Annotated in this window: 8 protein-coding genes; all 8 read left to right on the top strand. The window is 52.4% G+C overall.

Annotated features, from left to right (window positions below; translation table 11 throughout):
* Positions 1 to 6 precede the first annotated feature (6 nt).
* The 8 genes from ilvD (at position 7) to AC6RNO_RS13695 (ending at position 12,206) form a co-directional block, all read left to right on the top strand.
* Positions 7 to 1,698, top strand: a complete 1,692-nt coding sequence (ilvD, locus tag AC6RNO_RS13660; RefSeq protein ID WP_497105759.1) for a dihydroxy-acid dehydratase — start codon at positions 7 to 9, stop codon at positions 1,696 to 1,698.
* A 613-nt stretch (positions 1,699 to 2,311) separates the two neighbouring features.
* Positions 2,312 to 2,614, top strand: a complete 303-nt coding sequence (locus AC6RNO_RS13665) for a hypothetical protein (RefSeq protein ID WP_474684870.1) — start codon at positions 2,312 to 2,314, stop codon at positions 2,612 to 2,614.
* 232 nt (positions 2,615 to 2,846) lie between these two features.
* Positions 2,847 to 3,512 (top strand): ABC transporter ATP-binding protein, encoded by a 666-nt coding sequence (locus tag AC6RNO_RS13670; protein ID WP_474684981.1) that lies wholly within the window; start codon positions 2,847 to 2,849, stop codon positions 3,510 to 3,512.
* On the top strand, positions 3,475 to 4,572 hold the full coding sequence (locus AC6RNO_RS13675; protein ID WP_497105760.1) for a permuted SH3 domain-containing protein: 1,098 nt from the start codon (positions 3,475 to 3,477) through the stop codon (positions 4,570 to 4,572). Before AC6RNO_RS13670 ends, AC6RNO_RS13675 begins: the two co-directional genes overlap by 38 nt.
* 5 nt (positions 4,573 to 4,577) lie before the next feature.
* The gene (locus AC6RNO_RS13680; RefSeq protein WP_497105805.1) at positions 4,578 to 7,502 is read left to right on the top strand and encodes an FtsX-like permease family protein; all 2,925 of its coding nucleotides are present in this window, start codon (positions 4,578 to 4,580) and stop codon (positions 7,500 to 7,502) included.
* A 3-nt stretch (positions 7,503 to 7,505) separates the two neighbouring features.
* On the top strand, positions 7,506 to 8,492 hold the full coding sequence (locus AC6RNO_RS13685) for an ABC transporter ATP-binding protein (protein ID WP_488435431.1): 987 nt from the start codon (positions 7,506 to 7,508) through the stop codon (positions 8,490 to 8,492).
* Positions 8,479 to 9,954 (top strand): extracellular solute-binding protein, encoded by a 1,476-nt coding sequence (locus tag AC6RNO_RS13690; protein WP_497105761.1) that lies wholly within the window; start codon positions 8,479 to 8,481, stop codon positions 9,952 to 9,954. The genes AC6RNO_RS13685 and AC6RNO_RS13690 overlap by 14 nt, the downstream gene beginning before the upstream one ends.
* An 83-nt stretch (positions 9,955 to 10,037) precedes the next feature.
* Positions 10,038 to 12,206, top strand: a complete 2,169-nt coding sequence (locus AC6RNO_RS13695) for a hypothetical protein (RefSeq protein WP_497105762.1) — start codon at positions 10,038 to 10,040, stop codon at positions 12,204 to 12,206.
* The last annotated feature ends 379 nt before the right edge of the window (positions 12,207 to 12,585 follow it).

Here is a 12,585-nt window from a genome sequence, read left to right on the forward strand (position 1 = left end):
GGGATCATGGCAGAAAGCAAAGATTTGCGTATTCGCAGCAAGGTTATAAGCGAGGGTGTCAATCGGGTGCCGAACAGGGCGATGCTGCGGGCTGTCGGTTTTACCGATGAGGATTTCAAGAAGCCGATGATCGGTATAGCCAGCACGTGGAGTGAGGTGACCCCGTGCAATATGCACATCAACGAGTTGGCTGTGCATGCCAAGCAAGGGGTACGGGAGAATGGCGGGGCACCGCTTATTTTTAATACGATTACGGTATCGGACGGCATTTCAATGGGTCACGAAGGCATGCTGTTCTCATTGCCAAGTCGTGAAGCCATAGCGGATTCGATAGAGATCGTTACGGGGGCGGAGCGCTTCGATGGCCTGGTTGCGGTAGGCGGCTGCGACAAGAACACCCCTGCCTGCCTCATGGCGATCGGCCGGATGAACATTCCTTCCGTCTACGTGTACGGCGGCACGATTCAACCAGGCGAGCTCGATGGCAAGAAAGTCGATATCGTCACTGCTTTCGAGGCCGTCGGCAAATATCATGATGGAAAAATGACAGATGAAGAGCTTCACAAGGTTGAATGCAGCGCCTGTCCGGGTCCGGGCTCTTGCGGCGGAATGTACACGGCTAATACAATGGCCGCCGCTGCAGAAGCTATGGGGATGAGCCTGCCGGGATCTTCCTCGACGCCGGCGATTTCACCAAACAAAGCAGCGGAATGCGCTGAGGCGGGAAGACAGGTCATATCGCTGCTTGAGCAGGATATTTATCCAAAAGACATCATGACGAAGAAAGCGTTCGAGAATGCAATTACGGTTGTCATGGCCTTGGGCGGCTCAACGAATGCGTTTCTGCATCTTCTTGCGATTGCACATTCGGTTGGTGTCGATTTAACATTGGATGATTTTGAGCGGATACGCCTGCGTGTTCCCCATCTGGCCGACCTGAAGCCGAGCGGCAAACATGCCATGCAGGATTTGAACGATATCGGAGGCATTCCAGGTGTAATGAAGCTTCTGCTCGCAGAGGGACTGCTTCATGGAGACTGTCTGACGGTAACCGGAAAATCGTTGGCTGAGAATTTAGCGGAGGCGGATTCTTTGCGGGAAGGTCAAGAGATCATTCGCCCGTTGGATAAACCGCTGAAGCCGAACGGACCACTGGTTGTGCTCAGAGGCAACCTCGCACCCGAAGGAGCTGTGGCCAAAATGTCGGGTATGAAAAAGTTGCGTTTTGTCGGACCGGCGAAAGTATATGACAGCGAGGAGGCCGCAACCGAAGCCATTCTGAAAAATGAGATTCAAAAAGGGGATGTGTTGGTCATCCGCTATTGCGGTCCGAAGGGTGGACCGGGTATGCCGGAGATGCTGTCTGTTACGGCACTAATTGTTGGCAAAGGGCTCGGAGGAGAGGTCGCGCTTATGACGGACGGCAGATTCTCGGGCGGCTCGCACGGGTTCGTGGTCGGCCACGTATCTCCTGAAGCACAAGTAGGCGGACCCATCGCGCTGCTGAAGAACGGGGATATCGTAACCATCGATAGTGAAATGCAACAGATTACGTTTGAGGTGACAGAGGAAGAGCTGGCTGCGCGGGCGCAAGCATGGGTACAGCCTCCACTCAAAGTATCATCGGGCGTGCTCGCCAAATATGCCCGATTAGTTGCATCAGCCTCCAAAGGCGCGGTTACAGACATTTTTGAATAAATGAGAGTTTAGAGAGAGCTCCGGGGTAAACTGCCCCACTTTGCCTCGAAATTTCACCTAAAGAAAGGACCTCATTCTCCACTTGGCAGTGGAATTTGAGGTCCTTTTGCTCGATTTTTGGGCTGTTCCCATATTTTGCGAACGTTTTTGGGGCAGCCTCCAGGCTGCCCGAGAAACCCACCTGCCAGAACCGCTCACACTACTGACTGGTTTTGAACGATGAAAGCCTGCAAAAATACAGTTTTTTTGCTTGTCGAGAGTCGGGGATGAAATATTCCTGCAATTGTGCAGGCTTTTCGCCGGCGTAGGGGCTCAAAGCTCATTTTCGTCGAAAATTCCTGCACTTTCGCAGGTTTTTCGCCAAAAAGGCCATTTTCATGGAAAAAGCCTGCACTTTTGCAGGTTTTCCCCTAGCCTGGGGCTGCAAGCCGCCTCATATCCCATATAAGCCATATATTGTGGAGGTTTTTTTATATTGTAGAGGTTTTTTATCACGTATCTCTCAATAGTAAAGAGGTGCATGAGATACCATATTATGGTATAATCCGTTTGTTGAGCGTATGCGCGCAAAAAGGGGGGAACAACCATAGAGAAAAAACTGCTCAAAACAGCTTTGTACAGCTTTTTATTGGGCTTGTCGCTGGCCATCGCTTATTTTTCGAATACGGAGTCGGTTACGTACATGAGCGGCTACACGGTAGCGACTCTATCATTTGGCGAATACGCGCTGAAAGTGTTGAGATTCGCTACAAGAGTCATGCTGGCGTCATTAATCGTCGTCGGGGTCAAAGAGCTGAGCCGCGGCGCCGCTTCAAACGGCCTTTCGTTTTTGAAAGGAGTAGTCGTTTCCTTTTTGTTCACTTTTATTTCTATTATTATTTTAATTTTTTTTCTGGGGACTATTTTTCGAGATTAGCAGATAAGAGAGCTGCGCTCCCGCAAAATACGGCCTTTCCAAAGCATTCTGTATTCTTTCAGTAAATTTTCAGTTTCAGTGAAACTTTTTAAAACGATGCGCCGTCTATTTTATCATACAGTCTGTAAATGAAAGGGAGGTTTGAGCATTGGCAAGCTGGTTTCGCAGCAAATCCGCACATAGTCCGCTTCCAGAACAATCGCCTTCCAATCCCGAAAGATCGGGGGAACCGCTGCTTACCGTTCATCGCGTGGAGCGTTCTTTTCAAGTCGGGAACCAGAAGCTGCATGTGCTCAAAGGCATTGAAATGCAGCTTCTGCCCACACAGCTGGTGATGCTGAAGGGACGGTCCGGGTCGGGCAAAACGACGCTGCTGAATTTGATCGGCGGGCTGGATCAGCCGAATGAGGGCGAAATCCTTTTTCAGGGACAGCCTTTTCACAGCCTGCGCGACGATGAGCGAACGATGATCCGCCGCAAGGAAATCGGCTTCATTTTTCAGTCGTTTGCCCTGATGCCATTATTGTCCGCTTGGGAAAATGTGGAGCTGGCGCTGCGCATGGCGGGCGTGCCCCGTTCACAATGGAAGCAGCGCGTGACGCACTGTCTGGAACTGGTCGGACTCGGCAAACGGATGCATCACCGCCCGTTCGAGCTGTCCGGCGGCGAACAGCAGCGCGTCGCTATTGCCAAAGCGATTGCGCACCGGCCCTCGCTCATTTTGGCGGATGAGCCGACCGCAGAACTGGATTCCCAAATGGGCGCGCAGATCATGTCCGTTTTCCGCAGCATTATCGCGACGGAGCAGGTAACGATTTGTATGACGACTCATGACCCTACGATCTTGGAGGTTGCCGATCATGTTTACGAAATGGTTGACGGGAAATTCGTCTCGTAACCGGAAGATGAAGCCCATAGCCGCAATGCTTTTATGTTCAACATTAATTCTGACTTCCGGCTGTTCGCTCCTGCCCAAAGAGCAGGAAGAGGAGGCGCTGCCGACGATCAACCCTCCCAAGCTTTCCAAAAAGCCCGAGTACGAAGTGAAGACGACTACGCTCGAAACGAAAGTCCGGGGAAGCGGCCGCATGATGGCATTGAAGGAGGAGAAATTATTTTTCTCGGAAGATATGAACGCCAAACGGATCAGCGCCGTCCTCGTGAAAAGCGGGGATACCGTTGAAGCGGGGCAGCCGATCGCCGAACTGGACGTGTCGGAGCTGGACAGCAGCTTGAAGCGCAAACGGCTCGAAACGAGGCGCGATGAGCTGACGATGATCGAAACGCTGCGCAAGGCCGATGAAATGACGCCGGAGGCGATCGAGCAGGCGAAGATCGATTTTGAACTGAAACGCGAGGATCTCAGCAAGCTGGAGACGCAGGTCAGCAAAGCGAAACTGCTCGCTCCGTTCAGCGGCACGATCGTCAGCGTAACTTCGAAGAAAGGCGACACGGTCAAATCGGACGAATCCGTCGCGACCATCGCCGACTTAAGCCAACTGACGGTAGCAGCCAGTATTAGCGCGGATGACGCGAAGAAAGTTGCCATCGGTATGGAGGCTTTGGTCGATATCAATTCCGCAGGCCAGCACAAAGGCAAGGTGAAGCAGCTTCCGAATCCGCAAGCAAACAATAATAACAACGGCGGCGGCTTTTCCGGCGGCGAAGGCAATCAGAAGGATACGATCGACAACTATCTGGTCGTAGAGCTGGATGAATTTCCGCAAGGGCTGAACCGCGGAACGCCTCTGAGCGTGACCATTGTTACGCAAAGAAAAGAAAATGTGGTCACGATTCCGCCGGCTGCGCTTCGTTCCTATTCCGGACGCAACTATGTGCAGGTCGTTGACAACCAGGGCAACAAGAAGGAAGTGGACGTAGAGATCGGCCAGCAAACTTCGACGGATGTGGAGATTGTAAAAGGCCTTACGCCGGGACAGAAAGTAGTAGGTCGATGATGTCGATGCCGATGCTGCGACTTTTGTTCCGTAAAATGTGGAATACCCGCTGGCTGACGCTCAGCACCTGGCTCGGCCTCGTGATGGCGGTCGCTTTCACGACGAGCATTCCGATGTATGCGGACGGCTCGCTGAAACGCGTCGTCGCCAAGTCGCTGCAGGAGAAAAGCAGCGGTCTTCCCGCCGGCTCGCTATTAATGCGTTATCAGGCGGTCGGCTCCGACCGTGCAGGGATCGATGAGCTGAAAGACGTCAATGCATACATACAGGATCAAATTCCGAAAGATATCGGCTTCCCGGTCGACGCTTTTGCAAGAAGCTATTCGATTAAAGGCTCGGCCTTGACCCCCGCCGATCCGTCGAAGGTAGACCCGAGCAAGCGCCGGCAAATGTCGATCGCTACACTGGGCGGACTGAACGACCATGTCGAATGGGCGGTCGGACAGATGGCTGCGGACAAGGCGGAAGGCGGGGTTGTGGAAGCCGTCGTGCTCGATGAAGCGATGTACCGCAACGATCTGCACGTCGGAGATATTTTCAATTACTCCGCATCCGGGGCCGGCGGAAGCACGCTGCTCAAGGTGAAGATCGTCGGTTCCTTCAAGCCGAAAAACGAGAACGACCCTTATTGGTTTCAAGGGCTGGAAGGGATGGTCAATTCCTTAATCGTCAGCGAGGACTATTTCGCAAAAACGCTGCTTGCGGAAAAGAAAATTCCGCTGCAGCTGGCCAACTGGTACTATGCGTTCGATTTGAGCAACATTCAAACGAGCCAACTGGCCCCGCTCGGCAACCGGCTCGAACGGCTCGATATCAATTTGTACCAAAAGCTGAAAAATACGAAGGTGGACGTGTCTTTTCAGCCGATTTTGGCCGAATTTAAAGCGCAGAGCGTGCAGATGCAAATTTTACTGTTTACGCTGGCGGCCCCGATGATCGCGATGGTTTTCTATTATATCGTTATGAACGCCAGACAATCGCTCGACCGGCAGCGCAGCGTCATTGCGGTGCTTCGCAGCCGGGGAGGATCGACAAGGCAAATTATCGGCATCTACTTGCTGGAAGGGTTGGCGCTTGGTGTGATCGCCCTGATCGTCGGACCGCTGATCGGCTGGTTTATGGCCAAAAGCATCGGATCGTCCAGCGGCTTCCTGACGTTCGTCGACCGCAAATCGATTCCGGTCGGATTCACCGCTGAAGCGATGCTGTACGGCGGCCTTGCCGTCGTCATCGCGATTATGGCCAGCGTCATTCCGGCGATCATGTTTGCCCGCGCTTCCATCGTGAATTACAAACAGCAGCTTGCAAGGTCCGACCGGGCGCCGTTATGGCAGCGGTGGTTCCTCGATATTGTGCTTCTGGGTGTTGTCGGCTACGGATTTTATTTGTTCGATCAGCGGCAGCTGCTTACAGCGCAGACGGGGCTGACGACGGATCAGCTGCAGGTGCATCCGCTGCTGTTTTTCGTGCCGGCGCTCTCGATCTTTTCGCTCGGCTTGTTCTTCCTGCGGATTTTCCCGTGGCTGCTGCGTCTGTTCGGCTGGCTTGGCAGAAGGTTTCTGCCCGTGCCGCTTTATTTGACGCTCGCGCAGTTGTCCCGATCCGCCAAAGCTTACTATCCGCTCATGCTGCTTCTCGTTCTCACGCTCGGCCTCGGCGTCTACAACTCCTCGGCCGCCAGAACGATCGATCTGAACTCGACGGAGCGGACGCAGTACCAATACGGCACGGACGTCGTGCTGCAAACCGTGTGGGAAGGCTTCTCCGACGATGTCCCGAAGGACCCGAACGCCGATAAAAACGGCGGCAAAGGCTCGGGCGGCGGTTCCGGTTCAGGCCAGGGCCAAGGCAATAAGGGCGGGCAAGGAGGCCAGGGCGGCGGTTCAGGCGGAGGGCAGCCGGGCAATCCCGGCGAGCAGACGCCTTCCAAAATTCGCTACGTCGAACCGCCCTTTCAAATTTTCCGCGATCTGGAAGGGGTAGAGTCGGCCGCACGGGTGCTGCAAACGAAAGCAAATGTCGTCGTATCCGGCAAATCCACCGGGCAGGGAATGGTCATGGGCATCGACAATACCGATTTTGCCAAGGTCGCCTGGTTCCGCTCCGATTTGTTCCCGGCGCATCCGAACACATACTTGAACCTGCTGGGCACCTATGAGCAAGCGGTCATTATCCCTTCCAACTACGCGAGCAAATACGCGCTGAAGGAAGGCGATCTGATTACGATCTCGATTCAGCAGCAGCCGGTCGAATTCGTCGTTGTCGGCATCGTGCCTTACTGGCCGAGCCAATATCCGGATCAGACGCCGTTCTTTATTGTGAATCTCGACTATTTATATGATCAGGCGCCGATCGTTCCTTATGAAGTGTGGTTGAAGATGAAGCCGGATGCGAAAGTGACGCCGATTGTGAACGCGCTGCAGGCTAAAAAAATCGAGATCGCCTCCGTCAAAGACGTCCGCAACGAGCTGATCACGCAAAAAAAACATCCCGCCCGCGGCGGTGTGTTCGGCATTCTGAGTCTGGGCTTTCTCGTTTCCGTGACGGTTTCGCTGATCGGTTACATTTTATACTGGTTTTTCAACCTCTCAAGCAGGGTCGTGCAGTTCGGCGTTTTGCGGGCTATGGGCCTATCGCGCAAGCAGCTGACAGGCATGCTGCTGCTGGAGCAGGGCTTTACGGCCGGGCTGTCGATTGCCCTGGGCATCGGAATCGGCAAGCTGACGAGCTACTTCTTCCTGCCGTTTTTGCAAACAACGGAAAATATCAAAACGCAGGTGCCTCCGTTTCGGGTCGTTTTCGATTCCAAGGACACCTACCAGCTTTACTTTGTCGTAGCCTTTATGATGCTTACCGGCGGAGCGCTGCTTTTCATGAACATTCGCAGATTGCGCGTCCATCAAGCCGTGAAGCTCGGAGAGGAGAAATAGCAGATGATCACATGCGAAGGCTTGGTCAAAATTTACAAAACCGACGATATCGAAGTGGTCGCTCTGCAGGGGCTTAATATCCAAATCGATACCGGCGAGTTGATGGCGATTATCGGCAACAGCGGAAGCGGGAAATCCACGCTGCTGAACATCTTGGGCGGGCTGGACCGCCCTTCCGCAGGCCAGGTGAAAGTCGGCGATTGGGATTTGCTGAAAATAACCGACAAACAGCTCGTCGAATACAAGCGCAACACGGTCGGCTTCATTTGGCAAAACAATGCCCGAAACCTGATTTCGTACCTGACGGCACTGGAAAATGTCGAAATGCCGATGATGCTCAGCGGCAAGTACGATCGCGCTTATGCGAAGCAGCTGCTGGAATGGGTCGGCCTCGGGCACCGGATGGACAACAAGCTGCAGCAGCTTTCAGGCGGCGAGCAGCAGCGCGTAGCGATCGCGATATCGCTGGCCAACAAGCCGAAGCTGCTGCTTGCGGATGAACCGACAGGCTCGGTCGATACGAAGACGGCGGATATGATTCTGTCGATTTTTCAAAAGATGAATGAAGAGCTGGGAGTTACAATTGTCATCGTCACTCACGACATGTCCGTAGCCGGCAAAGTCGGAAGAGTCGTCGCGATCCGGGACGGGATGACCAGCACGGAGTTCATTGCCCGCAATCCGCTTATTGCCTCGTGGGAAGGTGCGGCTCCCGGCCATTCCGCGCTTAACCGGCAAGCGCACGAGGAGTATGTCGTGCTCGACCGGGTCGGTCGGCTGCAGGTGCCCAAACAGTACCTGGAGGCGCTGCAAATCGCCGGCAAGGCGACTATGGAGTTTGACGGTGAGAAAATTATGATCAAAGCTCCGAGAAGCTTGACGGAAGAGGCAGGCGCAGAGCAATCTGCTAAGCAAAGCAATTCCGAAGGCGCCGGGAACGACGCCGAACACAAACAATTGTTGGAGGTAAATACAAATGAAAAGCATTAATCGCAAGATGCTGTCCCTTACGTTAACTCTTGCTATGGTTGCTCCGCTCGCGGTAGCGTGCAGCAAAGGAAATACAGGCGATACGAAAACAGAGCGGGTGCTGAAAATCGCAACCAGCTACGGATACGACGAAGAATATTTCCGCCAGCAGTTTACGGAAATTTTCGAGTTTGCGAACCCGAATATCAAAATCGAAATTATCCCGACGATGGACGAGAAATACCGCATGAGAGGCCCGGAGGCAGGCGAGAAAATGCCGGACCCGCTGGAAAAGCTGAAGGAGGTCATGCAGGGAGACAATCCGCCTGATCTGGTCATGCTCGGGTACGAGCAGCTTCCCGAAGTGATCGAAAGCAACCTGCTGACGCAGCTCGATCCGCTGATCACGAAGGACAAATTCGATACGGCGGGCATTGTTCCCGCTGTTATCGAGGGCATTAAAAGCGCGGGCGGCGGCAAGCTGTACGCCTTGTCTCCGAATTTCAGCTCCTCCGCTCTCATTTATAACAAGAAAATTTTCGGGGACGCGGGCGTCGATTTTCCGAAGGACGACATGACTTGGGATGAAGTGTTCGATACGGCGAAGCGGGTACACAAAGTAGACGGAGATAAACGGATTGATGGCTTCTCATTCTATACCCAATCGCAGATGGACCTGTTTTACGGCCTCGATGTTTACACAGCTCCGCTGCAGCTGAAAATGTTTGACGACAAGGGCGAAAAAATGACCGTAGATACGGATCAATGGGAAAAAGTATGGACGAAGATGGCGCAGCTGCAAAAGGACAACGTATTCCCGGAAATTTTTGATCCGCAAAAACCGATGAACCGCCAGTTCGACCAGGAAAATCCGTTCTCTTACGACGACTTCATGTCGGGACGGCTTGCCATGGGCATTATTAACTACGGTCAAGTTCAGCAGTTGGTCAATGCGAAGAAAAATGCGGCAAGTTACAAAAACTTCACTCCGGTCGATTGGGATGTGGTGACGGTTCCTTCGCACCCTGAGGCGAAAGGCGTAGGGGGTTCCATCTATATGAACGGCATTATGGGGATCAACGCCAAAGCGCAAAATCCGGAAGATGCCTGGAAATTCATCCAGTTTATTAACGGCGACGATTGGGCGAAGCTGAAATCGCACAGCTCGTATCAGCTTGTATCCCGGAGCAAATATTTGAAACCGAAGGACGGAGAAGACTTTCATATGGAAGCATTCTATAAAGTGACTCCGGCTCCTATGGAAAATACGTCGAAAATTTACCAGGAAAAACCGAACATTTACATGGTGCGGGATATCGGCCGCCAGCAATTCATGAACGTGCTGCAAGGCAAGACGACCGCGCGCGAGGCGCTCAAAGAATGGCAGACGCAAGGGGATGCGATGCTGCAAAAAATGAAAGACAACCCGAACGCTCCAATCACGCCGGGTGCGTCGGGGGCCCAAGCCGTACCTATCGGTTAACATCGGCGCAAAAAATCGATGCTTGAGCTAAAGCTAACGAAGAATGTTTTGCGGGCGCAAAACGCAGGGAGGATAACAGGACGATGAGCAGCAGATTACGCTACACCCGATTCGCAGCAATAGCACTTTCCGCAACACTTGTTCTTGGACCGGTGAATCCGGCGTGGGCCGACAGCGAGCCCGCGCCGGCCGTTTCAGCGATCGGAACGGTAGCGATTACCGGAAGCAGCTACTTCGAATTAAAACAAATTCATGTACTTCCGGATCAAAGCGGTAAATTGGCTACCTTTACGGTGACGATTCATAATGACGGCAGCAGCGAGCTGCAGTTTATCGATTATTGGGTACGCTTGAAAAGCAAATCCGGCAACCAGTTCTCGGCCCGGCTGCTTCCCGCCGACAAGGACAAAAACCGCGTCGCTGCCGGATCTACGGTCGACCTTACGTTTTATGCGAATGTGAACGCCACTACCAAGCTGCAGGATTTGATCGTGCAGTTCATCAAATGGGATTTCAGCCAGCCGAATTTTGAAAGAGTGCTGGGCGAAGTTGCCGTTCCGGATCATTATACCGACGTGACTCCCGCCGACGGGTCTGCGGTCATTTCCGTGGGCGGCAACGATGTGAAGGGCTCGATCAAGAAATTCGTCAGCAATAAAAACGAGAAATATTACGTTCCGACGGTATATCTCAATTTGGAAAATGTAGGGAGTCACTCGGTTACGCTTCCCGCCTACTTATTTTCGATCCGTACCGCGGACGGGCTTCTTTACCCGCTTGAGGCCAAGGGCGTCAAAGATCTTAAAATCAACCCCAAGGAGATTAAAGAAGTGCAGCTGTCCGGGTCCATCCCGATCGCCGTATCCACGGACGGCTGGCAGCTTGCCATCGCGGAAACGAATGCCGATTTGAAGCTGAACGTTTCCGTAGCGGCATTCCAGCTTCCGGCTGTGTCGAAGCAGGACGGCGGCTCGGTCGGCAAAGAGTATTCGTTCACGAGCAAATCCGGCGTTTATGCGGCGCAATTGAACGGACTGTACCGGCTCCCCTGGGAAGACCAGGATATTTTGACGGCGGATTTGACGCTGAGCAATAAGGGCGACGAATCATTGCCGATCCCGAATTTATCCGGCTACTTCAAGCTGGACGATGCGGTCAAAGTAGAGGCCAAGCTTGTCCAGACAGCCAAAGTAATCGGGCTCGGCGCAGGCGCGAAGGTCAATCTCCAGATTGCCGGCAAAGTGCCTTATACGTACGAGTTTTCGAAAATCAAGCTGGTGCTGCAGGAGAAAGACAGCGGTACGACAACGACTTCATCGACCACTACGACGAACACGGACAGCGGCAGCAGCGGCGATTTGACGGATGTGCTGGAATTTTCGACGCAGGCGGAACTTCAGGCGATTCCGCACATTGGCTTGGGAGAATCTTATGCGGTTAGCGCCGCGGGCCGCAAAACCAACTATAAAATCCGCAGCATTCAAACTTACAGCGGCAATACGGGCTTTCTGTATACGGCTCAATTGGAGGCTTCGAACTCCGAGAAGCGATACACGAACGTTTCCAGGCTTGTCGCTCATTTTAAAGCGCAGGACGGCACCGTTTTCCCGGCGAAAGTTTCGGAGATCAAAAATAAAATAAGCCCGAACGGAAAAGCGCTGATCAATGTATCCGCACAAATTCCCAAAGGCTTCCAGATCGCCAACATGAACCTGGTCATCGGGGATTCGATCACGGAAGGCCAATTGACGGAAGGGGACAAAAAGCCTGACTCCTACGTCAATCCGGTATCATTCTGGCTTCCGGACGAGCTGAAGGATGCGAAAACGACGCTTAAGGGCATGAGCTTATATCCGTATACGATTACTTTGGACCATATCGGCACGCAAGTCAACGAGAGCACGTTTAAAATGACTTTCAATTACGAAATAACTAAGGATTTATTGATGGAGACGAATATGGAGGGACATAAGCTTGTCCTCGTATTCGAGGATGGCAGCGACAGAAAAGGCTTTGAAAAATCGTTCGAAGCGAAGGAAATCGACCCGGTTGACGGGGACACGCCCGATACGGCCAATACGAAATTAAAGCTCGGCAAGCACATGAACTTTGAAATCAGCATGACCGACAAGGATCTCATCTATAAATCTACTTTCTTGAAAAAGTACAAACTGAGTCTGTTTGACGAGATTGACGGGCAGCGGAGGCTTCTCGGCAGTCAGGATATCGACTGGTTTGTCGTATCGGAATAATACAAACATGCTGTTTGACAGATGAAAGCGAAGCTTACGAGCTTCGCTTTTTTGCCGAAACGGATTCGAAAGACGTAAGAAGCAGTCACATAAAGTCATAGAGACCGCGTTCGTCATATGACCGAATTTATGACCATACATATGACTTAATTCACCTTTTTTTCAACAAAAAACGAATATATAATGAAGCCATGTGAATTGGAAAATATTCGCGTTTTCATGCAGATAAAGAGGGATGCGGGTGGAGAGGAGGCAAATGCCGGGAAAAAATCACAAAAAATTTCAATCTTGTTTTATTTTTTGTTAAGATTTACCGTTTATGATGAAGTCATGTGTATTTAAGCTGCTGCGTCATAAGCAAGTAACGGAGGAGTAGTGA

The organism is Paenibacillus sp. sgz302190 (assembly GCF_059820445.1).

Bases quoted from the DNA above. Each gene is read 5' to 3' on its own strand.
- ilvD (WP_497105759.1), top strand. From the start codon at position 7: ATGGCAGAAAGCAAAGATTTGCGTATTCGCAGCAAGGTTATAAGCGAG.
- AC6RNO_RS13675 (WP_497105760.1), top strand. From the start codon at position 3,475: ATGTTTACGAAATGGTTGACGGGAAATTCGTCTCGTAACCGGAAGATG.
- AC6RNO_RS13680 (WP_497105805.1), top strand. From the start codon at position 4,578: ATGCCGATGCTGCGACTTTTGTTCCGTAAAATGTGGAATACCCGCTGG.
- AC6RNO_RS13685 (WP_488435431.1), top strand. From the start codon at position 7,506: ATGATCACATGCGAAGGCTTGGTCAAAATTTACAAAACCGACGATATC.
- AC6RNO_RS13690 (WP_497105761.1), top strand. From the start codon at position 8,479: ATGAAAAGCATTAATCGCAAGATGCTGTCCCTTACGTTAACTCTTGCT.
- AC6RNO_RS13695 (WP_497105762.1), top strand. From the start codon at position 10,038: ATGAGCAGCAGATTACGCTACACCCGATTCGCAGCAATAGCACTTTCC.